The following is a 25,172-nucleotide window of genomic DNA, read 5'->3' as shown; positions in this document are numbered from 1 at the left end:
GGATTGTAAATCACAAACGATCATCAATGTTCCTACCTTTATGTACTGAAGGCACATCACTGAACTAACTGTTCAATTTAGACCCGTTTGCCCTAAGGTCACGTATTCAATCGGTTGATTTTTATGTATAATTGGCATTTTTTCGGAGAAATGAAATGGCGACGGTGGAAGTAAAATGTCGATTTTGTCAGCAAGTTGAATACGTCAAAAAACATGGCAAAGGCGAGGCAGGCCATCAACGCCATCGCTGTTTCTCCTGCCAACGAACCTTTCAACTCGAGTACGTCTATCGGACGTGCCAAGCCGGTATAAAAGAACAAGTCATTGACCTTACCATGAACAATGCCGGTATCCGTGATACTGCCCGTGCATTGCATATCAGTATTAATGCCGTTGTTCGCGTTTTAAAAAAACGTAAACCGCGATGCGTAACAACACTTCCCTTAGAGAATGTCAATTTAATACATATCAACGGGTTGAATACACGACCAAGAATTGGAGTAGGAGCTAACCTGTTTCAGGTGTTATATAACTCACAGTAAGTTTCCAGCATTTCAATATACTAAAAAAATCAGGATAATTTGGTATTTCAGTAAGTAGGAGCGTGCATATGTACAAGACTATTTTAGTACCAGTAGATATTTCAGAAGAAGATCTAACCAACAAGGCAGTTGACTGCGCGCTTAAGATCGCCAGAGAAACAGGGGCTAAATTACACGTCTTACATGTATTACCCATTTCATCAGCGATTATTAATGCTTATGCACTCGGCTATATGGAAATTAAGGACAAAGCGACTATCAAGGCAGAACAAGACTTGAAAAAGCTAGTTGATTCCATGGGATTACCAACTGGTCAGATCTCCTATTCGATTGCATTTGGCTCTCCAAGAGACGAAATCACTTCTACAGCGAATGAAATTGATGCTGATTTGATTGTCATAGGTTCAAGGCGACCCAATATCACAACTCATCTGTTAGGTTCCAACTCTGCTGGGGTTGTCAGATATGCAAAAACATCTGTATTAGTCGTGCGATAACTATTAGCAAAGGGTATGTTGATTTAACGTGGTTTTTGTTGATTTTGAACTGATGCTCAATAGCTGGCGGTTATATCCGATTACAGGGGAGTATATATGTATAACACGATTTTAGTTCCCATTGATATTTCAGAAGATATATTAACTGATAATGCAATTAAACATGCCGAATTTTTGGCAAAAATATCTAATGCAAAGGTTCATCTTTTTCACTCTGTACCAGATATTTCCAGATTTTCCGTAAGTTATAGTTACCACTATGATTTATTGAGCGCTTTTGCCAAAAAAGCAATAGCGAATTCTGAAGAGGAACTTAAAAAAGTCGTAGAACGTATTGATTTGCCGAAAGATAAAGTATCTTTCTCCGTTGCCTTTGGTTCTCCACGGGATAAGGTACTTTCTACAGCGCGTGAGATTAATGCAGATTTGATTATTGTCGGATCTCGTCGGCCTGATATCTCGACTCATTTACTGGGTTCAAATGCGTCGGGCATTGTAGGATATGCCAATATTTCTGTTTTGGTTGTGAGATAATCGGTTAAATCTGGATTAAAAATTGACAATTATTTATACAACCGTGCTATTTTCTGGCACGGTTGTTTTTTAACATACATTTATCATTTCACTGACATAATAAATTGATTTAACCCTTATCCAATAATGGATAAGAGTTCATTTTAAAACGTAATATTTTTTTGCTTAACATTCTAATCAAGTATGTTAATTGGTGTATTAAGTCATATTAATATTATTTAATTAAAATAATGAATTGATGTCCTTCCTAATCATTAAAAAAATCGACGAATAATATTTGTCATTTCATGGTATTGTCAGGCAAGATCATCGCCGGATGTTATACGTAATAGATGTTATGAATAACAAATGTTATGAAAAATAAGTAAATAGGTATTATTTTGAATAGTAAAATTACCCAATGGGTACGTTATCTTTTGGTTTTTGGATTAACCATCTCTTTTCATGCATGGAGCGCTCCAACCAGTTTCGAGCAAGCTAAAGTAGAATCAAGAAAAAATGTTTATAGCGGGCAAATAAAATCAGGTATAGGCACATTATATTGTGGTTGTGATTGGCATTGGGTGGGTAAAAGTGGTGGGCGTGTTGATCTGGCTTCTTGTAAATATGATATAAGATCACAACAAACAAGGGCTGAACGTACTGAATGGGAACATATGGTTCCGGCTTGGGTATTTGGGCATCAACGCCAATGTTGGCAAGATGGTGGGCGGAAAAACTGCGTTGATACTGACCCTGTATTTCGCATGATGGAATCAGACATGCATAACTTGGCTCCAGCAATCGGTGAAGTTAATAGTGATCGCAGTAATTTTGCTTACGGGATGGTCGCCAGAAACACACCTAATATGTACGGTTCATGTAGCAGTAAGGTGGATTTTAAATCACGCTTGTTTGAGCCGCGCGATAAAGTGAAAGGCATGGTTGCCAGAGTCTATTTCTATATGCATGATCGCTATAATCTGACTATGTCACGCCAACAGCAACAATTGATGATGGCATGGGATCGCAAATATCCGGTGGATGCTTTAGAGCGTGAAAGAGATAGCCGAATTGCCAAGATTATGGGACACCATAACCCGTTTGTGACCGGCAGTAAAAAATGGGAATTAGGGCACAAAAATTCAGGCCAAGGCTTATTACCGCAGAAAGGCTTAATGTCACAGAAAGGGCAAGAGGTACAGAATAGTACGTCAAAGCAGAATAATTTACATGGAGGAAATAATCAGCTATCAACCCAAAGAGCCTCAGCAAAAACAGTGAAAAATGGCGTGATTAAGGGAAATAAAAATAGCCAGATTTATCATTTTTCGCAATGCTCTGGTTATAAGACAGTAGCAGATAAAAATGCAATTTATTTCAACTCAGAAGCAGAAGCTAAAAAAGCAGGATATCGCTTGGCAGGTAATTGTAAAATTTAACCGTTTATCTTGTCATTTCTTAGTTAGAAATCGGCGTTTGAGATGATGTCACGAATGAAAAGTGACGATCTTAACGCCGTTTTTTATGGGCTTTAATAGGTCATGTATTCAACGCGCTGAAACCCCTCAAACATAATATTCACGCTCAATGAAAGTACCAATGATTTTGTCATGCATCTCAGGGGATTTTGAATGTCTTACGATTCAGATGATTAATCCGGTTACGTAAGGTTAACATTAATAGGACATAAAGCAAACAAAATGAAAAACCCCGCCGCAAGCGGCGAGGAATTTGAACCCAAGAGATTAAAATAACGTTAAATTGATTTATTTAGTATTTTATCAGCCTCAATCAATTGTTGTTTTCTCGGTGTTATCGCAGAAGAAGAATGATTTTTTGCCAAGAACGTATATACCGTCGGTAGTACAAATAAAGTAAAAAATGTTCCCACTAACATACCAGATACAATCACCAGCCCAATACCAAAACGGCTATTTGCACCCGCACCACTAGCAAATAACAGTGGAATCAAGCCGATCACCATTGCTGCTGTCGTCATCAATACCGGGCGAAGACGAATTTTTGCCGCCTTCAAGATCGCAGAACGCTTATCTATCCCTTCAATTTCCTGTAACTTATTGGCAAATTCCACCATTAAGATACCATGCTTACTAATAAGTCCTATCAGCGTTACCAATCCAATCTGAGTATAAATATTAAGTGTAATATATCCCATGGCTAGTGGTATCAGAGCACCACAAATAGAAAGTGGTACAGTGATCAGGATAATCAAGGGGTCGACCAGACTTTCATATTGGGCAGCCAATACCAAATAAATAATGATCAACGCAGCCAAAAACGCAAAAATCAGAGCATGACCTTCTTGTTTATATTGCCGGGAATCAGATTGCCAATCATAACTGAACCCTGCTGGCAAATTATCCAATATTCCTTCAAGGAAAGTTACAGCTTGCCCTAAGGTCACTCCTGGCGCAGGAATAGCCTGAAAAATTGCTGCATTCTGCTGATTGAACTGAGTCAGTTTATTGGGTTCAACTTTCGTCGAGATTGAGACCACTGTAGAAAGTGGGATCATCTTTTGGTTTTCAGTCCGCACAAAATGATGTGCCAATGCTTCTGGCGTTAATCGCTGACTGCGTATACTTTGTGGAATGACGTCATATGAACGACCATTCATTCCAAATCTGTTGATATAGTTTTCTCCTACCAGTAACGCTAGTGATTCACCAATATCTTGCATTCTAATCCCTAAGCTATTGGCTTTGGCACGATCAATCCGCACTTGCACTACTGGATTGTTATAGTCCAGATCACTGTCTACAACAACAAATAACCCGCTCTCGCGTGCTTGCTGTTTAATTTCTTCCATTGTTTGGTATAGGATGGGATAATCCTGCAAACTACGCAGTACCATCTGAATAGGCAGCCCCCCAGTGGAACCCGGTAATGGTGGAAGCTGGAATATAAAAATATTACTCCCTTCTACTTCTCCCACTGCCGCTTGTAATTGTGCCTGAATGTCCGAGGCCGAGCGCTTACGTTCACTCCATTCAGTCAAGTTTACCCCACTAAAACTTGAAGAAAGCCCATCAGTACCATTAATAATCCATGTACCGACCATTTCTGGCACTTCATTAAATACTCGATCAAGTTTGTGGGCAAAACGCTCTATATAATCCAAATTAGCATGTTGTGGTGATTTGATTGCTGCCAATACACCAGCCTGATCTTCTACTGGCGCTAATTCCTGACGCGCTTGCTTATAGAGTAAAGGCAAACTTATAACGACTAATAAAGCAAATACGCCTGTTATCCATCGATAACGCAAAGAAATATTGAGCAAACGAGAATAATATTGAGCCAATTTATCAAAAAATGCCTCAGCCGCCAGTGCCATTCTTCCTTCTTGCTGTTTCGGCTGTAATAAAAAAGAACTCATTACTGGCGATAAAGTCAGAGCCACTATACCCGATACGATAACAGCCCCCGCCAACGTTAAAGCAAATTCCTTAAACAAGGCACCTGTCAGCCCGGTCATCAAACCAATCGGTGCATAAACTGCAGCAAGAGTAATCGTCATTGCAATCACAGGACCTGCTACTTCTCTCGCGCCAATTAAGGCTGCCGCAATAGGTGACATGCCTTCTTCAATATGACGATGTACGTTTTCAACTACGACGATAGCATCATCGACCACAAGGCCAATTGCCAGTACCATTGCCAATAAAGTCAATAAATTAATACTGAAACCAAATAGCAGCATTAATCCCGCAGCGCCTAACATCGACAAAGGGATGGCAACAATTGGAATCAATACACTGCGCAATGATCCCAGACAGAGATAGATCACTATCATGACAATAATTAATGCTTCTAACAGAGTATTAGCAACTTCATCAATCGACGCTTTAATAAAGCGAGAAGTCTCAAATGCCAACTCAACCTTAACTCCCGGAGGAAGTGTTTTTTGGATATCAGGTAATAGACGTTTGATACCATCAACAATAACAAGTGGATTACCTGTCGGAGTTGAAAATAACCCCAAATGTACAGCGGCTTTACCATTCAACATCGCGCTGGTTTCAGTTGTTGCAGAGCCCAGTTCCACTGTGCCAATATCTTTAAGACGAACTAACCCATTGCCATCATTGCGGATAACCAGATCACGAAACTCCTCAACATTGGTGAGATCGGTATTAACATGCACATTTGAAATAACATATTCTCCTTTTACTTTCCCTGGCGCAGCTTGATAATTATTTTGCCTGACCGCTGATGCAACATCCGCTGCGGTCAATCCACGTCCAGCAAGGCGATCTGCATCCAGCCATAAGCGCATAGAAAGCTGCTGTCCACCCATCACTTGTACTTGCGAAACACCTTCAATGGAAGAAAACATTGGCTCAACCACTCTTGAAAGGTAATCTGTCACAGCTGATACCAGCAAAGTATCACTGGAAAATGCAACATAAGCGACAGCTGTTGACTCCCCTGATGACAGTTCAATAACAGGATCATAAGCTTGTTTTGGCAACTTGTACCTGACTTGGTTTACCTTTGCCATCACCTGTGCCAAGGCTTGGGTGGAATCACGATTAAGTTCCATACGTATAGTGACGATACTTCTACCTTGCACCGAAGAAGAAGAGAGATAATCCACCCCTTCTACAGAAGAAACGGCCTGTGAAATAGGTTGAGTGACAAATCCTTGCATCAAGTCAGATGATGCACCTGGATATTCCGTCCTGACGGTGATTGTTGAACTTTCTAATTGTGGATATTGCCGAATAGAAAGTTTACTCAGGGCAAACACACCCAACAACAGGATCAATGTACTGACTACCAGAGCAAGCACTGGTCGGCGAACAAAAAGGTCGGTAAATGTCATTTTTCCGTCTCCATTAAGAACCCGTTGCAGATGATTTCGCTGTATTCAATGTATCATCAGCAACCGCGACCACTTGTGTGCCATCATTCAATTTCAGTTGGCCTGATGTCACAACTAACTCTCCCTGAGACAACCCTTTCTTGATCTCCACCATACCGTTCCAACGTTGTCCCACTTCAACGGAAACACGTTTTACTGTCATAGGCTGTTGTTCAGTTGTTTTTTCATGCTCTTCCGTACCTTGTGCCACAAATACAGTATCCCCATAAGCGGTATAAGTCACAGCCGTTTCTGGTATGGACAAAACCGGGATGTTATCTTGACGCACAACTTGGATACTGGCGTACATTCCCGCTTTCAGTTTCCCATCAAGATTATTTAGAAGTGCCTGTACTTGTACAGTACGGGATTTACCAATCAAGGGATCAATGGCACTTACCTTGGCGGGGAAATTTTGATTCGGATAAGCATCAACCAGTACATTCACTGCCTGACCAACATGCAACTCAGGACTCGTCTGTTCATTCAACGAAAAATTCAGTTTAAGATTTTTTGCATCCACCAAATTGGCAATAGCGTCACCTGTATGTAGAAACTGTCCTATATGCACCTGTCGAATTCCCATTACGCCTGAAAATGGTGCCCGAATTGCTTTCTGAGCAATCAATGCTTCGGTCTGACGAATAGCAGCCAACGCCATATCACGCTCTGCCAGTGCATTATCCAGTTCTGCAACAGCAGCAACCTTGTTGGTAAATAATTTGCTGGTGCGTTGATATAACCTGTCAGTATTTTTCCACTGAGCCTGCAAACGAACAAGTTCAGCCTGTTCAACTGCATCGTTAATTTGCACCAGTAACTGACCTTTATCCACATATTGACCAGACTGAAACTCAATACTAGTTACTCTACCACTGGTTTCTGATGCCAAATGTATTTGTCTGTCAGCCTCAAGCTCCCCAACACCATATAATATTCTAGGGAGATGCATTTCTTTTACTTCTGCCAAAGCCACCTTCACAGGTGGGTAGGCCATATATCCTGATTCATTCTTAGCAGAACTATTTAGTTTATAAACGAAAATTCCAACCACTAATAATAAAGCGATTCCTAGGCCAACAACGATTTTTTTTCCCATCATTTATATCAACCTTTTCATTGTGTGAAATATTTGCTTATACTTTGAGTTTTTCTCAAGTAATGCGTAATTTCTGTATTTCCATTGCCAACAATCCCCAATAACCGTGGTATGTTCAAGTACAAAGCAGTATGAATTTCTTTGCTTTTACTAAGAAAACCCCAAAAAGTATGGCTTATAAAAATGGTTAGTAGTAATGAGCCAATTTCTGATGCGATATTAGAAACAATCCAGATATAAACTTGTAACATACATTTATACATTTATACATTTCTGACAGACAGATTGTCATCAAAATCTATAACTTTAGCCGATTCCAACGAAATGAAGATAAATAGAAAAATAATAGAATAAAAATCTATACCCTAGAAATTTTCAACTTACTTTCATCAAACCATCGCATAAACTACTCTCACATTTTTTATATAGAAACACTATTTTTCCAACATAGTGGCGTAAAAATGTAGCATTTTTCCGATTGAAGTGCATAACAAATATACATTATAAAACCTTAAGTTAACTTGAGGTCAAGAAAGATGAATAAAAATAAAAATATTGGCGGATTCATATAATCAAAATAACCAACGCTGTTTTCCTTCAGTTGTGTTACGTTATATTGCAATTATCAAGGCTGCATAAGACATTGAAATAATTGTCACACTAAATTAATTACTTTATCAATGTTTCTCGGATGATATAATAACTGCAATGATATAATCCCCATGCATAGTCCAATGCCACGAAAAAAAAGAATTTAATTACGGCTGGAGTCTTAAACTATTCCACCCGTTCTGAGTATGTTCAAAGCGTAGCCTTTTATGTAAACGGTTAGAACTTGCAGACCAAAATTCGATAGTGTGAGGTTCAAGCAGGTAAACAGTATATCTACTTGGACAGGGTAATGCCCCAATACCATCAAGCTCTTGTGCGGATATAAGGAACTGTTCATATGATATTAAAGGTTCACTTTGATAGGAAACGGTTGACATTGGATGCAAAGGTATTGCACGTTTATTCCATTCCTTAATAGCTCGTTCCCGAGTAAGCGCTTTAACCTTCCCACTTATGGAAAGCTGGCGACCAAGCTCACGCCAATAAAAATGTCCACAAGCAAAAGGATTATCTTTAACATCTTTTATTTTTCGACTACAGCTATGTGTAGCAAACACAATACCTTCATTTGTGAATTCTAAAATAGCCATTACACGGGATGACATATTGCCAGAAAGATTTGCAGTCACTAAAACCATTGCATAAGGCTCACGGACATCCTCATTAATTGCTTCTTGTAACCATTTTCTCCCTAACCCAATAGGATCATTAGTAAGGGAATCATATTCAGGAAAGGCATAATCCAACTTACCAGTCATACTTTCAAAAATGCTGCTCATGCTTTTGCCCTAAATAAAATATTGACCTGTTGCAATCTGAAATGCATAGCCGCTAGCCTCAAGGCAAAACTCTGCTTTCTCCATTTTAGCTATTGACTTCATATAAGATGGCCTTCCCATTTCAACACCTTGCATAATTTCTATTGTTTTCCCAAACTCAACTAAACCATATCGACAAAGATGTAGTGCCAGAGGGCCTGCAGCCGAACCCGTTGCTGCATCTTCTGCAACACCGTAAGCAGGAGAAAACATACGTAATCGCCAACTATCAATACCATTTGGACAGAAACATAAAGCGGCCATGTTATTAAACTGAGAAAGTTTTTTTAGATCTGGGCTAATTTTTGCGAGTATATCGACGTTTTCCACACCAACAAACACATGTCTCGGCCCTACATCATACATATCTATTGGTAATGTGCTTTTCTCCACGCCAAGCGCTTCAAGCAATTTTTGCCTATATTCATAGGGAGAAATAACAGGTTTTGGCTGTTCCATTTGTACATAAGCTGTATAAGGTTGTTCTTTTACCAAATCAACTGAAAATCGATAAACTCCTTTTTGTGTTTCGATATTCATTTCAGACAATCCTGTTTCCTGTGCTAAAGCTAACGCAGTGCCAAGTAATGGGTGTCCTGCAAAACCTAATTCATTAACTGGAGTAAAAATTTTGACATTTACATCACCATCTTTCAAAGGAGAACGAATAAAGGTTGTTTCAGAAAGATTAAGTTCAGCAGCCAATTTTTGCATATGATAATCATCTAAATCGTCACAATTAAAAAAAACAGCGACTGGATTTCCGGTAAATAATTCACTCCCAAAAGAGTTCACAATAGTATACTTATGCATATTGCACCTATGTTATTATACTGATTTTGAATTAAAACATTTAGTTAATACTTTGAGATTTTAATTATCTGTATTTATTTCATTTAATACATCAAATATAATCCTGTGATCAGGAACTCTTCCTATAATCTCTCCTGATATATTATTTGGCATTACGGAAATATCAGGTTTATCTCCATTCCAAATCATCATAGCTCCCCAACAACTTCCTTTATTTGAAGTAAACCAAAATTTTTTAGTTAAATTAGGGACGTTTTCCCATTCTTCCAGAATTTGCTTTGTCAAACTTGCAGATAGAATATCTACATTAGGATCATTGTCATCAAGATCCCACCAAGCTAATTCAATTTTCATCTGTTATCACCGAAAATATAGCATCTCTTAATATCCTATGTCCGTCTTTAGTCAAAATTGATTCAGGATGGAATTGCATTGAACAAAAATTTGATCCTTTTAATCCATGAACTTGTTTTGACTGGGCATCCCGGTAAACCACAACATCACCTACAGGACTTTTTATATAATCTGATTCCGAAATGGCCGAAAAAGTATTATAAAAACCCACAAATTCTGTTTTCCCAAAGATAGATATTTTTTTTTGTATCCCTTGATTTGGTGGATAAAGACGTTCTATAGATAAACCAAGTAATGAACATAAAATTTGGTGTCCAAAACAAATAGAAACAAAAGGTTGTTTCCGTGCTATTGCATTCATTGTCATATTCCGGCTTGTTATAACTCTTAAATCAGTTAATTTGCATGGATCACCGGGGCCAGGGCCTATAATAAGTAAATTTGAATTACTAATTTCGCCGATTAAAGAATAGGACTTAACTTCAACTTTAAAACCTAATTTACGTAGTTGATATGCCATCATTGATGTAAAAGTGTCTTCATTATCTAAAATGACAATCTCTGGTTTATTTATATCATTTAGTGAATCGTCAGGGGAGTGAAGAATATCTCTGAACCAAAAAGTTGAAAGTCGCTCATTTCTTCTATTAAGTAACTGAGCAATTTTTTCTTTTTTAGGCAAAGTATCAAAAGCAGTGATACCCATAGCATTTTGAATAGCAGCAGCTTTCGCAATAGTCTCTTGTACTTCTGAACGCGGATTAGAATCACGAACTAAAGTTGCCCCAACCCCTACCTGCATTTTCCCATCTTTTACTATTTCAGCAGTACGAATAAGGATTGCTGAATCTAATCGTGGGTTACTATTAATATCCTCAATTAAAGCAACAAAACCACTATAGTAAGAACGCCCATGATTTTCATAACGTGCAATTACTCTAGTTGCATTTTCTAAAGGACTACCGACTACGGTTGGTGCAAACATTGAGCGCTTTAAAATTTCATATATAGCCAATTCTGTAGAACCTTTCAGGTCATAGCAAACATGCGCCAATTTTGACATACGAATAAGTGATGGCCCGTAGACTCTAACATCAGAAGAACAGATATCAGTCATCATTTTCAGTTCTTCATCAAGAACCATTGATAACTCTCCCTCTTCTTTAGTATCGCGTAAAAACTCCAGAAGTCCATCTTGAGTTTGACCAGAAGCAGGAAATCTATATGTACCACTTATTGGAGTCATTGCGACTGATTTAGCATTAAGACTAATGTGCATTTCTGGTGAAGCGCCAACTAAGGTCACTTCATTTAGACGAATAAAAAAAGTCCAATAAGCTCCTTTTTCTTGTTCCAATAAGTTACGAAAAATCGTCATTCCAACATGATCACTATAATCGGTAATAGAGCCATTAAAGGTACGTTTAATGACAAAATTGGCTCCTTCCCCTGTACCTATTTCATTCGCAATTATTTCTTTGACAATTTTTTCGTAATTTTCGTCATTTGGATTGAAATAAGTATTGCTAAGATTGATCGGTACATCAGGTAAAATATCGATAGCTTCTTCAAGTAAAAGTGTTTCATAATCATTGATACAAAGGGCACGAAAAGGTGTATTGTCTTCAATAAAAGTGAAACCACGTTCTTTAATCTGACGATAAGGTGTCGTAAGAAGAATCCCCCAATTACCAATATCCCGTTGTTCTTTTTGAATTTGATCTAACTCTTTTAGATTTTCAATGATTTGTTCTGTGCCAATTAGTACTTCAAGCGTTGCCTTTTTAAATCTTTCTGGCCTATACACTAAAGCATAGGCATCAAAATGACCTTCAACAACTTTTTGTAAGATTATTGGTGTCTCAGAAGAAGGAGATGTAATCATTTGCAAACCTCTTCAGTTGGCAATACACTGGCGCAACATTCAGCAGCATATATTAATGTTTGTAAATGAGCTTGTTTTGAGAAATCAGCAATAGCATCCTGTACAAGAAATACTTCAATATCTCTTGAGTAAGCATCAACAGCGCTTGTCTGTATTCCAATATGGGCAAAAACGCCACAAATAATTATTTGGTCACGTTTTTTTTCAATGAAAATTTCATCAAGAGATGTGGCATGAAAAGCACTATATCTCCATTTAGTTAAAACTGTATCTTCTTCCCGTGGTACTATTTCTTTTGCAATAGTAGTATGTTCAGTTTTACTGTTCATACCTTTCCCCCATATATCATAAAGGAGACCACGTTCTTTCTCAGTCATATCACCGCATTGAGCTGTATAAACAATAGGTAGATTGTTTTTTCTAGCGTAAAAGATAAGTTTCTGACAATTTCTTATCAATTCTTGTTTTAAATCCAAAGAAAAAAAATCCAGGAAATATGTTTGCATATCATGTACAAGCAATATGCTACGGCTATTATCATGTTTCCATTTGACGCTATTTGTCACATTAAATTCAGGTGATTGGAGTGTATAACTCTCAATTTTAGGAATACCCATATCGTTGCCCCATTGCAAGACAATATATTTAAAATAGCCATTATTGTGATTAATATGGCTATCTATGGTTTATAATTAAATAATCTCAAAGAACTCTAATAAATTAATCAGGTAGGAATGCTACCTCTATTAATTTTTGGAAGATCAACACCTAATGCTTTAAACTGTTGACATGGATTCATAAATTCACGTTGAATTTTTATTTTTCCATTTTCAAACTCAAAGTAATGGATAAAATGATTTTCATACATACCTTCAGGATATCCTTCAAAACGAATTATCCCTTTTCCATCACATTCAACCCAAAAAATATTTGGATCTTGAGTATCAAATATAACGATATTGTACCAATGCCAATCAGGAAAACATTTCAAAGACCAAACAGCATGCTCAGCCAAACGAGCCTTGCTTTTAGTCATAATCGGCTCTCCTGTATCAGTAGTCCAAAGCCCCCCACACCCATCTTCAGTAAATAGTTCATGCCGTTTAAGCCTATCTTGCCCTTTTGTATTCATATACTTTTCGACAATCAATCGATTATGTTGCTGTACTTCATTATCTTGAATCATAGTATTGTCTCCTCAATCGAGAACATTCATAATAAAATAATAATAGGAAAGAGTGATAATGAAATTAATTTAATATCAATATTTATTAGTTTAAATTAAACCCCGTATTATAATATATTATCCCAAAAGTTTTTATAAAAATCTTATGAAACCCCATGATATAATAGCTACTATGCCTAATAGGTTCTAAATAAACCATATTGAAATTTTCAACACCAGATGACTTTTTCAGATACAATCAAACAATTACGCAAGTAGTTTTAATTTACAAAACACCTTATTAAAAAATATTACTTTTTCACCAGATCATCTTTAATATTTATTAAATTCAACGTATTAAATAATCAACTGTTAATTCATCACCTTAAGTAAAAATATAGAATATAACAAAAAAGAAAGCATAAATAACACAATGGATAAAAATTTTGGTAAGATCCAAATATTATCATTTAAGTTAATAAAATGTAAATGGATAAATCTAGCTTAATGCAAAAATGTGTTTAATATCACAATTAATAGAAAACCTCATCATTGAAATGTATTTTGAACAGTAGTGACAATAATTATCTATTCATTAATGATTATTATATTAACCCACCTTAATGCAGCACTGGCTTATTAGGTTATTATATTTCTAAAACTAAATATTTTCGATAATTGGCAATAAATTTCAATACAATTATACTAGTCAGTTAATACTGAAATTTATAATGATATGTGTATTAATTTCGAACCTATAACGTTAATGGGGTAAAATTTTATTTTAATTTATGATGAATGCTCTAAAAAAATGTGACTATTTCATTTTGTCCACAATCTATTTTATATAGAGCACTCATTTTATCTATATCCTTTATATTTCAAGTTTAATTTATATATTTAAAGGCTGTTCACCAAACCATCAATCCCATTTGGCGCGCACAATTCATACCACTTTAAACAATCCTGATCTCTATGTGTACAGCTCTTAACTTTCTCGTTATATCTCGTCATATTAATTCATGTTCATAAATTTCTACTTATTTCTTAAAGTGGATTCGTCGCTTTTTTATCTGTAATCAAATTGTTGCTATTGAAACTAGGGAAATTATTGCTACGTTCACGATTAAAAACTGCAAGATATTCGCTAATACCACCGAAATAGAAGAGAACACGTGGGGTCGTACCGTGTAGATTTGATCCAAATATCCAGGATTTCACCTGAGCAAAGACAGTATAATTTGCCAATTGTTCGCAATGTACTGACCAATCTGAGAGTGCTTGAGGAGTAGCTTCAATAACAATCTCTGGATGATTTTCTGCCCACGAAATAATATCGCCGATGAAGTTTACTTGAGCTTCAATACCCGCAGCGAGGTTGGAAAATATTCCCTGAGGGCCAAGAAGGGTAAATAGGTTTGGGAAACCAGGTGTAAAAACACCAAGATATGCGGCAGGGTTTTCACCCCAAGTTTCAAGGAGGGTATGTTCATTACGCCCAATCACCTTGAAGTTCCGATAAGCACCTTCAACCGCATCAAATCCTGTAGCAAAGATAAGAATATCAATTTCATGTTCAATGCCATCAGCAGTGAGAAGGCCTTTTTCTGTTGCTTGTACTATTTGTGTATCTAACAAGCTAACTAATTTAACATTGGGCTGATTATATACCTCATAATACTCATCAACCGATATAGGCCGCTTGGCATATGGCTCTGTCGGTGTAAGACGACGTGCCGTATCAGGATCTTTGACAATATCTTTGATCTTTTCGGCTATAAACTCACAGGCTGCGCGGTTGGAGTCTGAGTTGATAACAAGATCATTGAAGGTGCCAAACATAAAACCGAATCCCCCGCCTTCGTTCCAAGCGCGCTCAAAGACAGCCTTCTGTTCTTCCAAAGATACATCAAACGCACCTATCGTGGGTTCGTCGAAGCCACATGCCAGACGGGTTTTTCTCCATTTTTTCCATCGTTCTTCAAAATTCGAGAAATAATTCTCTACCTCATCTGTCGTTAAGCGACTTTGTCCCGCAGGCACAATATATTGTGCCGCCCGCTGAAACACCGTCAGATGGGATGCAACCTTACTTACTGCAACAATGAGCTGTGCTCCCGTCGATCCTGTTCCCAATACTCCGACACGTAGCCCATTGATTTTCAGGTTATCTGGCCAACGAGCAGTATGTATGATTTGTCCTTTAAACTTATTGAGGTCTTTGATTTTTGGAAAAACGGGCTCAGATAATACTCCGACAGCACTTACCAGATATCGGCTTGTAATAATATCTCCATCTGTAGTTTTAACCCGCCAGATGTTTTTGGCCTCATCGTAGACAGCCTCGCTAACACCAGTTTCAAAACGGAACAGCTGCGAAATATTGTTACGACTTGCAACATTCTCCAAATAATCTCGCATCTGTTCGCCAGTTTGGTATCGAGCATATATATCCCATTGTGGCGAAACCTCTCGATCAAAGGAGTAGCGATAGACAAATCCATCGGTATCTGCTTGAACGCCGGGGTAGCGATTCCAATACCAAGTACCGCCGACATTCTTACCTTTTTCAAGCCCAAGTACCTTTAGCCCTAACTCATTATGAATTTTGTGGGCTGCAAAAAGGCCAGAAAGACCAGCACCGATGACAATAGCATCGAATTGGAGAAGAGAAGATTGTTCACTCATTACAGAATTCCTGTGCTATAGATTCATATATGGGGTTATTATTAGTGAAATAGCAGAGTCAATCCGAATTTGTCCTTGTCGTTTCAGCTTTATAGTTGGTCGCTGTGATGACAAGTTCTCGAATTCGCTCTTGTTGATTAAGAGCTTGGCTAGCAAGTTCACGCGAATTCATTTCCCGATTTGCCATTACAATCTTGGATACAGCAGGTATACGTACATGCTCATATTTCGCTATTGCGGATTCGAAGTCAGGGGATTCACATATAGTAGAGGAGAGGGTTTCGGCATCAATGATAGATTGAGTTGCCCCATTTGCACCTATTGGAAACATTGGGTGAGCGGCATCACCAATTAGAACACACTGGTTATGGCTCCATTTATTTAATGGTTTCCGATCCACCATCGCGGTTCGCATAAGTGTTTTACTTGAGGTTATTAATGTTTGGAGATTTAACCAATCAAAATGCCATTCTTTGATAAGTTTGAGCAGAAAATCCGTAGCTTGAAAGCGGTTGATTATTGTATCAAATTGCTTATCAAGTGACATAGGAACAAGGATAACCCAATTAATAAGACTCTCTCCACGCAGATCATGAGCTTTGGAAACAGGATATGCGATGAGACGAACTCCTTCGCCACTATTAGCGATAATCATTGTTTGACCATCCAGAAGTTTTGGCATAGGAGTAATGCCCCGCCATAACATCATGCCACCGGAATTCAGTTGCATAGAGTCTGGAAATAAGGTTTGGCGCACTACAGAATTGATACCATCGGCACCCACAATCAGATCTTTTGCCCACTGCGTTTTATATAGAAAATCAGTAGAAAACTTCACATCAAAGTTAAAGGTTGCTTTTGTCTTAGCTATAGTAAAGATTAGATTAAGCAGTTCAGAGCGAGATATAGATATCTGTGGAATATCAAAACCAGCATCTATGCCCCTCGCTTCTTCGAAAAGAGTTGTTCCCAAATGATCGACATAGCGGTGTGCTCGGGTTTGGATCCCACAAGAATCCAACTTTTCAGCAAGCCCCAAACGATACAGAACTGATACTGCTTCAGGTTGAATATTCAAGCCAAACCCATCTTTTGAGAGTGTCATCCGCTGTTCATAAATGTTGCACTCTATGCCAACCGAAGAAAGCAGAGCAGCGAGAGTTACTCCTCCAATCCCAGCACCAACAATGACTACTTTGCCTGAACAATTAGTTATCGCCGCCATAGTAAATCACCTCACTTGAATCACTTGGCTAATGCCAAACAGTCAATTTTTCTGGGTTACGCATAACCCAAATATCTTTGATTCGTCCTTCTTTTATATAAGTGGAAATCACTGTAACAGTGTGACCTGCCACCTTACCGACAAGCCCTGACTCACCATTAACAAGCTGTTCCTCGATCTGAAGATTGTGTTGGCGTTCAAATGCTGAAAGGAAAAAATTGATAATTGCATCCCGGCCATATAATGGTTCGGTAGCTGCGCTGGCAAGACCTCCGCCATCAGTGATGGCACAAACTCTTTCATCTAAGACCGCGACCAGCTCCTTGATGTTGCCTGTAAGCCATGCAGTTCGGAAAGCATTATTAACACGCCGATGCTCCTCTGAAGAATGTACAAAATGACATTCTTGATTGACTCGCTTTCGCCCAGATGAAGCAAGCTGACGACATGCTTGTGGTGTTCTGCCAACAATCTCACTGATTTCCTCAAACGAATATTGGAAGACATCATGAAGAATAAAGCTGACACGTTCAGCAGGGGTCATCTTATCCAGGACTATCATCAATGCCATAGAAACTGAATGAGCAAAGATAAGGTTATCGGCTGGATCGGTTGCTTCAGTTGATTCAACCGTAGATACCCAGTTTTCATCTTGTGAGACAGGCTCAGGCAACCATTCGCCAATATAGATTTCACGTTTTGACTTAGCCGATTTAAGATTATCAAGACAGATCCGTGTGAGTGTTGTTCGTTGCCAAGCTATGGGAGACACAATCTGCTCACGTTCTGTTTGAGTAAGTTTGTGCCACCGTAGATAGGTTTCTTGCACGGCATCTTCAGCATCTGGGATAGTTCCCAAGAATCTATACGCCAGCGATTCAAGTTTGGAACGGTTAGAATATATTTGGGCTGGATCTTCTCTCCCCAGCTTACTCACCTGTTTCTTCTTATTCATTCTATTTTTCTTAACTCATTCTGAGGAAAACAACCTAGGTATTGTTCCCCACCAACTTCATCATGCCAGCAAGTGATACTGACACGGGATTTTCTTAGAAGAAGGAAAGAGATTTGTGTAAAACATAGAATCTAATCTAATAGGAAATTAAATATTTCTATAGTGTATACAATAAAACATCTATATACGTATATATGCGAAGTAGTAACAATTTCTGAGCCCCCCTCTAAAAATGTTCTAGAATTTAATGACGAGAAACGAAGTGAAAATGTCAGGTGAAAAATCTGAAAATAAATATTTTTTTCTAATGACCTGACATATTGAACTGCTGAATCGTCTATGTATTAGACTCAACAAGGTACAAGCTAGCGAGTCTCTGCCTGCAAAAAGCTGGCATAACCTACTATCCATTGAGGAGAACGTGTAATGTCTGAAGTTACATTCATTAATGTCATCGAAGTTGATCCAAGTAATCAAGCTGAAGTCATTAAGCTATTGCAAGAAGGAACTGATTCGGTCATTAGTAAACGACCTGGTTTCATTTCCGTTACCTTGCTAGCCAGCAAAGATGGTAGCCGAGTTGTAAATATTGCGAAATGGAAAAGCATTGCTGACATTAAGGCAACTCAAGCTGACCCAGCATCAATAGAATTCGTAAAACGCACCGCAGAGCTAGCTAAGGCTAGCCCAGGAATTTATGATATTGTTGGACATTACTCCAGTTGAGTTCTTCACTATAATGGACCGAACTTATTGATATTAGGTTCCAATATCCTGAATATTTATTAATTGGTAGAATTAATATGACTACTTATTAAGTCATAGATAAATAAAAAGGTCATGATGCCAATGGTTATTGAAAGACGATTGGCTATTCCAAATCAGAAGAGATACACGACAAGGTGATAAGGCGTTTCATCGAACGTGAATACTCTTCTTTATAGGATGATCTAATTATTAGAGTCATGACCGTTTTTTACATAATTGGACTCAAACCCCATAGCTTATCAAGCAAAACAGATTTTTGCCCAGCGTGTCAGGCCTGTCGTTACTGAGCCGAAGTAGTTACCACCAACCAGCGGGATACCCGGCAACTCTTGTTCAACTGCCTGACGAAGAATGGGTGAACTGGCTGAACCACCCGTCATAAAGATCACATCAGGTTGAATTCCACCTTGTGCTACTGCTTCGCTGACCAATTTTGCCATTTTCTCTTTAGTGGATGTGATTGCGGCAATCATTTGATCACGTTGGATGTTAACTTCAATAATCTCTGATAATAGATTGAGTTTAACTTGATGTTCAGACAGATTTGAAAGCGCAATTTTGGCTTCCTCTGCACCGCGAACAAGGCTGTATCCTAATGTATCCTGATGTACTTTCAATAAGCGGGCTAATTTTTCAGGTTCTTGGGCATCTCTGTGCAAGGATTTTAATGCTGTCAAATTCTGGCGAGAGTAGAACTCTTTCTGAGCCTGTACGTCATTGATGGCGATAGGATTCCAGAATTGCGTCAGTGGCATATCAATACCAGAAGCAACTTTGCTTCCCAATCCAAAAGGGTGCATCAGCTGTTTATAGGTCAGGTTAATATCTAAATCATTTCCCCCGATACGCTGGCCAGTGTGTGCCAGTAAGCTGTCATTGCGCTCAGATTTACCTCGCCAGCTTGGCCCCATTTGAATGAGGGAGCAGTCAGTTGTCCCGCCGCCAATATCAACTACCAATACAGTTTTGTTTTCTGCCAGTGTAGCTTCATATTCCAAACCTGCTGCCACTGGCTCAAATTGAAACTCAATATTACGAAAACCAGCGCGTTTTGCAGCATTAAGTAAAATCCCCTCAGCTTGTTGATTCGATTTATCGCCACCACGTCCATGAAAATTAATTGGACGGCCAATTACGACATCATCGACAGCTTGCTGTTTATTAGCTTCGACTTGTTGTTTGATATTCGCCATCATGGCGCAAACCAAATCCTCAAAGAAACTGATTTGAGTATCTCTTAATCCCATTGCACCCAGAAAAGATTTTGGTGATTTAACGTAGTAAACATCTTGAGGATCTTCTAAATATCGAGCCAATGCTTCTTGCCCAAAGACGATATCATCTGGTAAAAGCTCAATGCCTTCCTCACGGTTTACAGTTATTGCGCTACGAAGTAGTTGCTCACCTGCTTGATTAATTGGGCTGATATTCCAGTAGCGAAATAAGTGCTCAGAAACTGATTCTCGGGTCGGTGCAGCCAGAGCAGAAGGCATGTAGAAATTATCATTTTCGATAGCAATTAGCTGAGGTATATCTCCAATCATCTCTGCTACCGCGCAATTGGATGTACCATAGTCAAAACCGATGAACATGGGTTTCCTCATCTTTAATCGTGGAAAATTTTAAAAGGGCGACGATGCTATCTTAAATAGTTGCTTCGCTGCAACTTGAAATATATTAGATATATTCAATAATAAACTATTTCTAATGGAAATGGTTTTTTTCAAGTGAGTTACGATTTTGAAATTTTTCTTAGGAGAACAAAGAATATAAATAAACTAAAATTTGAATCCAATTATAGGTATTGTGATTACAAAAATATTGGTTCTCTTAATTATCATTCTGCTATTACTGACTCGAGTATAGGTATGTACAAAAAAGAGGGGATTTTCCCCTTTTGGACTGATTTATTCATCCAATTCATTGAGTGATTTCTGTTTCTGAAGATACAAAGTATAATATTGAAAAATTTCAGTTGACTACCTATAACAGTTTAAACAAAGGCCAAGCATATGACGCGTTACGAACAATTGGCTGGAATGATCCGCCAACAAATAGAGGATGATATTTGGCAAGTGGGTGATAGGTTACCCTCCCTGAGAGAATCGGTGAAATCATCGGGCCTGAGTTTAATGACTGTGCTACAAGCCTACCAGTTGCTTGAAAGTCAGGGATGGATCGTGGCGCGTCCACAATCAGGGTATTATGTTGCCACTCGATTAAAACCTTTTGCGTCGGCAAAGGGGGGGAATGGACTGAATTTAAGTGAAAATGTGGAAATTAGTGCGTCTATTTTTGATGTTTTACAGGCATGCAAAGATCCGCAAATTATCCCTTTCGGTTCGGCATTTCCAGATCCTTCTCTATTAGTAGAGTCTAAGTTGTCAAAAATACTGGCTTCAGTCGCTCGCCGCTTCGTTCCACACAGTTCACTGGCAAATCTGCCTCCGGGCAATGAAAAATTACGGCGCAATATATCCCGTCGTTATGCTTCCCACGGTATCCATGTTTCCCCTGATGAAATTGTCATTACTGCCGGGGCAATGGAATCATTGAGTTTCAGTTTGCAATCGGTAACTTCTCTGGGTGATTGGGTAGTGATTGAGTCACCTGCTTTTTATGGGGCGCTACAGGCGATAGAACGATTACGTTTGAAAGCCATTGCTATTAAAACAGACCCGCATACAGGCATTGATTTGGATACGTTAGAAGAGATTGTGCAGAAATATCCCATAAAAGCCTGTTGGTTGATGTCGCGTTTTCAAAACCCATTGTGCAGCACCATGCCATCTGGAAATAAACAGCGATTGGTAGAGATTTTGAATCGGAACCAAATCGCCCTTATTGAAGATGATGTATATGGTGAGTTGTATTTCGAACAGGAGCCTCCGGCACCAATAAAAGCATGGGATACAGAAAATAATTTTATGCACTGTTCATCATTTTCAAAATGCCTTGCTCCCGGTTATCGGGTAGGCTGGGTTGCAGCAGGTAAACATGCGAAAAAAATTCAGCAATTACAGATGATGAGCACGGTATCTGCCAGTACACCAACACAGTTGGCGATTGCGGATTATTTGGCACAGGGGGGATATGATAATCATCTGCGCCGATTAAGGCGGCAGTTGGAGCAACGGCAAAACCGGATGTTATGGGCAATTAGTGAATACTTTCCTCAATCAGTGAAAGTAAACAGTGCGCGTGGTGGTTATTTTCTCTGGCTGGAATTCGAACCGCCTTTTAATACCAACCGACTCTATCAACTAGCATTGGCAAAGAATATCAGCATTGCGCCGGGCTGTATGTTTTCCACTAGCTCTCAATTTGATCATGCCTTTCGCTTGAATACTTCATTTGCATGGAATGACATTCAAGCTTTGGCAATGAAAGAACTGGGGAATATATGCCACATGCTTTTAAAGGAATGCGGGTAATCAATCACATTTAGACTATCTTGAGATTATCGTAAGGAAAATTATTTGCGAATGTTTCTGTTAATGATTTGATACTAATTATCTTATGGTTCTATAAACAGAATATAAAAATGGTGAGGGAGTGGCATGAAAATGAAATGTTTCGATTATGCAACATTACCAAGAGTGCAATGGTCTGAAGAGAAAGGCGAAACAAGGGATATTGTTTGCTGGCCAGTGTCTGATGATTTTGCTTGGCGAGCCTATTTTACGACCATTCATCAAAGTGGAATATTGGGGCAGTTTCCTGATATTGAACGCTCAATTGTTTTATTAAAAGGGAAAGGAGTTCGCTTGACCAGTCCGGGTTTTTTGGAGCACGAACTGGTGAAAAAAATGACCTCATTTAATTTTTCGGGTGATATTCTGGGTCATGCGGAATTATTGGATGGTCCTGTTCAGTGTTTCAATATAATGACTCGTCGTTCCTGTTGGAGCTCCGAGATTTCGTTGGTTTCTGATGAACGTTTACTGCCGACAGCACACAGTGGCGTACTGTATGTCTTAAAAGGTCGCTGGGAAATGACAGGAGCGAATTATGTCCAGCTTGCTTTTGGTCAAGGTGCATGGTGGTTGCCGGATATCCGGGAGGGAGTAATTAAGCCATTGATTGCAGATAGCCAGTTGTTGTGGGTTGATTTGCGTCCGATTGGGTGAGTGGGGTAATTATTTAATACGAGTGGGATGAGTGGCTTGATTTTATATCAAGCCGCAATCAAAAGATTTTGTGCTTCCACTATTAATCGAATTTATTTTTTTATTTCGTGAAAACTCCACCATACCCCAAATTTTTTTTCTCTTTTTTCTTTGTGTATAACGGAATTTTTTTGCAGCGTTTTATAGAATGCCTCTATTGGGCCAAATTCTGCAAATGTCATAAACATTACCCCTTCATCTGTCAGATAGTGACGATACTGACTAAAAAGAGTTTCTCCGTAACTCAATATGGTATGCCCGGAAAGTTTTTTTTCTGACCAGGATTCAGGAGAAATAGGCCCATTAGCAAATATGTAATCATATTTATTATTGACAGACTCAAAGAGATTACTATTTATAAAATGGATATTAGTAACCTTATTCAGATAAGCATTACTTTCAGCATGGTGCAATATATAGTCATCGACATCTGTTGCTATTACCAAAGATGCACCATTAAGGGCGGAATAAATGGCAAGAACACCACTGCCAGTTCCTATATCAAGAACTGTTTTTCCGGTAAAATTATGATGTTTAATATTTTTTATAAGTAATGGTGTAGAATGTGTTTGTAATGGGGATGGAAGAAATACTTGAGGAATAACAGATAATTTTATTCCTGCCAGTGTTATTTTTATAGGAAGTCCTTTATTCGTTCTTAATTTTTCCTGCTCCAACCACCATTCTATATAATTTTTGCAGTTCTTATTCATGGTAAGCTCTTTTTATTTGTAAGTATGAAGGATAGATATAATCAAGAGATTTTCTTATTTCACATGCTTCACTACACTACACAAGATTTTGCATTTATTACAAAAGGTTATATTTATTATGAAAAACTGTATTTATTTCTTCCTGATAATAACGGTCAACTGCCAATAGATATTTATGAAAATCAAAAAAATTTCATTTCGGATAACGGGAATAATGATGCCATAAAGTCTATCAGCATGTTGTTAATTTTCACTATTATAGATTTTGTTACGGGAGCTTTTTGAGAAAATTTATCCTAAGCGAAGCTAAAATTATTTAATATGAGTGTAATAAGTGGCTTTATTTTATATCAACATGCTGATTTTAAATAACTTATTTAAAATAGATTTCAGATTGCAATCAAAAATCTCTGTTTAATAGCTAAAAAGGCGTGATTTTGTACTATAAATATATAACGGAAAAATTAATATAATCCAAATTTATTAGTTCTGTTATTGATAGTTATTAAGGTTTATTTCTTGCAGTAGTGGATTGCTATCAGGGTAACAGAAAACATGAAAATTCAGTTTACACCTGAATAAGGAACTGAAAATTATGAAAAAACCGTTGATAGTTATTCCATTGGTGGCTTTATCTTTTGGAGTAATGGCTGAACCCCCTTTATTACAACTGAATTTGAGTGGTGGCAATGTATCTTTCGAGCTTGGGCTTGGTTGGTTGAGAGGGAGTCGAAAGAATATCTTTATGGAAACTCTAACGCAGCAAAGCATAAAAGCAGCCAACTTAATTGGAAGATTGGCGATGCTCTGATCGCTAAAGGCAAAATTTCTTGGGAGCCTTTTGATCGGTTGACCGTGAATGCTGGTGGTTGGGTTAAACTGGGGGAACGTAATAGCAGCATGGATGATTATGACTGGATAGATCTAAATCAAAGCCATTGGACGGATTGGTCACATAGTCCGAATACTCCCCTTAATTATGCCAATGAATTTGATTTAAATGCCGCAGGTTGGTTAGTTAAACAATCTGATTACAAACTAGGTGCAGTATTGGGTTATCAGGAAACACGTTTTAGTTGGACGACTTATGGTGGTCACTACATCTATGATAATGGAACTGAGGTCGGAGAGCTTCCTTCTAAGGCGGGTATTGGTTATAAGCAGAAGTTCAGTCTGCCATACATTGGGCTAGCCGGACAGTACCGTTATCAGGATTTTGAGTTTAACCTTTTACTGAAATATATAGCAGAATCAATATAATCAGGCATAGTCAACATGCACCCTAAACAGCTCATCAATTGAACACCTTTCTCTTCTTCTGATTGCCTTTACTTCAGCCGATTTGGGTTCGATGGGATTCAAATCCGGGTAAGCAACTGTCTTGAACATAAAAATTATGGCGCAACGTGATGGTAAGATTCATTCCATTCTTCGTTCTTTCTGAGCATTGCATTCAGGATAGTCA

At 38.3% G+C, this 25,172-nt stretch carries 21 protein-coding genes and 3 pseudogenes; 10 read left to right on the top strand and 14 right to left on the bottom strand.

Annotated elements, in window-relative coordinates; all coding sequences use genetic code 11:
- Positions 1-155: 155 nt before the first annotated feature.
- From BM135_RS14130 to BM135_RS14115, 4 genes and pseudogenes are all read left to right on the top strand, one after another.
- Positions 156-461: pseudogene (locus BM135_RS14130) on the top strand (IS1-like element transposase); the annotation flags it as partial.
- A gap of 149 nt (positions 462-610) precedes the next feature.
- Positions 611-1,039 carry a universal stress protein gene (locus BM135_RS14125; protein WP_092520659.1) on the top strand — a complete coding sequence of 143 codons (429 nt, stop codon included), beginning with the start codon at positions 611-613 and terminating at the stop codon, positions 1,037-1,039.
- Between the two features lie 96 nt (positions 1,040-1,135).
- The gene (locus BM135_RS14120) at positions 1,136-1,573 is read left to right on the top strand and encodes a universal stress protein (RefSeq protein ID WP_092520648.1); all 438 of its coding nucleotides are present in this window, start codon (positions 1,136-1,138) and stop codon (positions 1,571-1,573) included.
- A 380-nt stretch (positions 1,574-1,953) separates the two neighbouring features.
- Positions 1,954-2,994: an endonuclease gene (locus BM135_RS14115; protein ID WP_092520647.1), complete on the top strand. Its 1,041-nt coding sequence runs from the start codon at positions 1,954-1,956 to the stop codon at positions 2,992-2,994.
- A 126-nt stretch (positions 2,995-3,120) separates the two neighbouring features.
- Here the strand turns inward: BM135_RS14115 and BM135_RS16735 are convergent.
- From BM135_RS16735 to sigJ, 12 genes and pseudogenes are all read right to left on the bottom strand, one after another.
- A pseudogene (locus BM135_RS16735) lies at positions 3,121-3,229 on the bottom strand (IS1 family transposase); the annotation flags it as partial.
- Positions 3,230-3,311: 82 nt separating this feature from the next.
- Positions 3,312-6,404, bottom strand: a complete 3,093-nt coding sequence (locus BM135_RS14110) for a MexW/MexI family multidrug efflux RND transporter permease subunit (protein ID WP_092520646.1) — start codon at positions 6,402-6,404, stop codon at positions 3,312-3,314.
- Positions 6,405-6,417: 13 nt separating this feature from the next.
- On the bottom strand, positions 6,418-7,542 hold the full coding sequence (locus tag BM135_RS14105) for an efflux RND transporter periplasmic adaptor subunit (protein WP_092520660.1): 1,125 nt from the start codon (positions 7,540-7,542) through the stop codon (positions 6,418-6,420).
- A 758-nt stretch (positions 7,543-8,300) separates the two neighbouring features.
- A complete protein-coding gene (locus tag BM135_RS14095; protein ID WP_092520644.1) occupies positions 8,301-8,933 on the bottom strand; it encodes a pyridoxal 5'-phosphate synthase in 633 nt (210 codons plus the stop codon).
- A 9-nt stretch (positions 8,934-8,942) separates the two neighbouring features.
- Positions 8,943-9,785 (bottom strand): PhzF family phenazine biosynthesis protein, encoded by an 843-nt coding sequence (locus BM135_RS14090; protein ID WP_092520643.1) that lies wholly within the window; start codon positions 9,783-9,785, stop codon positions 8,943-8,945.
- A gap of 60 nt (positions 9,786-9,845) precedes the next feature.
- Positions 9,846-10,139 (bottom strand): hypothetical protein, encoded by a 294-nt coding sequence (locus BM135_RS14085; protein WP_092520637.1) that lies wholly within the window; start codon positions 10,137-10,139, stop codon positions 9,846-9,848.
- Positions 10,129-12,024 carry an anthranilate synthase family protein gene (locus BM135_RS14080; protein ID WP_092520636.1) on the bottom strand — a complete coding sequence of 632 codons (1,896 nt, stop codon included), beginning with the start codon at positions 12,022-12,024 and terminating at the stop codon, positions 10,129-10,131. Before BM135_RS14080 ends, BM135_RS14085 begins: the two co-directional genes overlap by 11 nt.
- Positions 12,021-12,641 (bottom strand): isochorismatase family protein, encoded by a 621-nt coding sequence (locus BM135_RS14075; protein WP_092520635.1) that lies wholly within the window; start codon positions 12,639-12,641, stop codon positions 12,021-12,023. The genes BM135_RS14080 and BM135_RS14075 overlap by 4 nt, the downstream gene beginning before the upstream one ends.
- Positions 12,642-12,748: 107 nt before the next feature.
- On the bottom strand, positions 12,749-13,210 hold the full coding sequence (locus BM135_RS14070; RefSeq protein WP_092520634.1) for a PhzA/PhzB family protein: 462 nt from the start codon (positions 13,208-13,210) through the stop codon (positions 12,749-12,751).
- Positions 13,211-14,236: 1,026 nt separating this feature from the next.
- Positions 14,237-15,877, bottom strand: a complete 1,641-nt coding sequence (locus BM135_RS14065) for a flavin-containing monooxygenase (RefSeq protein WP_092520633.1) — start codon at positions 15,875-15,877, stop codon at positions 14,237-14,239.
- Between the two features lie 58 nt (positions 15,878-15,935).
- Positions 15,936-17,102 carry an FAD-dependent monooxygenase gene (locus BM135_RS14060; protein WP_092520631.1) on the bottom strand — a complete coding sequence of 389 codons (1,167 nt, stop codon included), beginning with the start codon at positions 17,100-17,102 and terminating at the stop codon, positions 15,936-15,938.
- Positions 17,103-17,130: 28 nt separating this feature from the next.
- Positions 17,131-18,057: an RNA polymerase sigma factor SigJ gene (gene sigJ, locus BM135_RS14055; protein ID WP_092520629.1), complete on the bottom strand. Its 927-nt coding sequence runs from the start codon at positions 18,055-18,057 to the stop codon at positions 17,131-17,133.
- Between the two features lie 426 nt (positions 18,058-18,483).
- Between sigJ and BM135_RS14050 the strand changes: the two genes are divergently transcribed.
- Both BM135_RS14050 and BM135_RS18040 read left to right on the top strand, forming a co-directional pair.
- Positions 18,484-18,783, top strand: a complete 300-nt coding sequence (locus tag BM135_RS14050) for an antibiotic biosynthesis monooxygenase family protein (protein ID WP_092520626.1) — start codon at positions 18,484-18,486, stop codon at positions 18,781-18,783.
- Positions 18,784-18,917: 134 nt separating this feature from the next.
- Positions 18,918-19,001 (top strand): annotated as a pseudogene (locus BM135_RS18040) (IS1 family transposase); the annotation flags it as partial.
- Between the two features lie 63 nt (positions 19,002-19,064).
- On the opposite strand, the gene yegD reads toward BM135_RS18040, so the two are convergent.
- Positions 19,065-20,417 carry a molecular chaperone gene (gene yegD, locus BM135_RS14045; RefSeq protein ID WP_092520623.1) on the bottom strand — a complete coding sequence of 451 codons (1,353 nt, stop codon included), beginning with the start codon at positions 20,415-20,417 and terminating at the stop codon, positions 19,065-19,067.
- Positions 20,418-20,837: 420 nt separating this feature from the next.
- Between yegD and BM135_RS14040 the strand changes: the two genes are divergently transcribed.
- On the top strand, positions 20,838-22,259 hold the full coding sequence (locus BM135_RS14040) for an aminotransferase-like domain-containing protein (protein WP_092520621.1): 1,422 nt from the start codon (positions 20,838-20,840) through the stop codon (positions 22,257-22,259).
- Positions 22,260-22,385: 126 nt separating this feature from the next.
- Positions 22,386-22,955 carry a HutD/Ves family protein gene (locus BM135_RS14035; RefSeq protein ID WP_092520619.1) on the top strand — a complete coding sequence of 190 codons (570 nt, stop codon included), beginning with the start codon at positions 22,386-22,388 and terminating at the stop codon, positions 22,953-22,955.
- 92 nt (positions 22,956-23,047) lie between these two features.
- Here the strand turns inward: BM135_RS14035 and BM135_RS14030 are convergent, their stop codons facing one another.
- Positions 23,048-23,707, bottom strand: coding sequence for a 50S ribosomal protein L11 methyltransferase (locus BM135_RS14030; protein WP_092520618.1), 660 nt, complete (start codon positions 23,705-23,707; stop codon positions 23,048-23,050).
- 595 nt (positions 23,708-24,302) lie between these two features.
- On the opposite strand from BM135_RS14030, the gene BM135_RS17090 reads away from it, so the two are divergent.
- Together BM135_RS17090 and BM135_RS14020 are read left to right on the top strand one after the other, a co-directional pair.
- The gene (locus BM135_RS17090) at positions 24,303-24,518 is read left to right on the top strand and encodes a hypothetical protein (RefSeq protein ID WP_175486157.1); all 216 of its coding nucleotides are present in this window, start codon (positions 24,303-24,305) and stop codon (positions 24,516-24,518) included.
- Positions 24,422-24,967: an omptin family outer membrane protease gene (locus tag BM135_RS14020; RefSeq protein WP_175486159.1), complete on the top strand. Its 546-nt coding sequence runs from the start codon at positions 24,422-24,424 to the stop codon at positions 24,965-24,967. Before BM135_RS17090 ends, BM135_RS14020 begins: the two co-directional genes overlap by 97 nt.
- Positions 24,968-25,172 lie beyond the last annotated feature (205 nt).

The sequence above is a fragment of the Xenorhabdus japonica genome (genome assembly GCF_900115195.1).
GTDB lineage: Bacteria > Pseudomonadota > Gammaproteobacteria > Enterobacterales > Enterobacteriaceae > Xenorhabdus > Xenorhabdus japonica.
The sequence above is the reverse complement of the archived record's forward strand: the minus strand, read 5'-3'. Positions and strand labels throughout refer to the sequence as shown.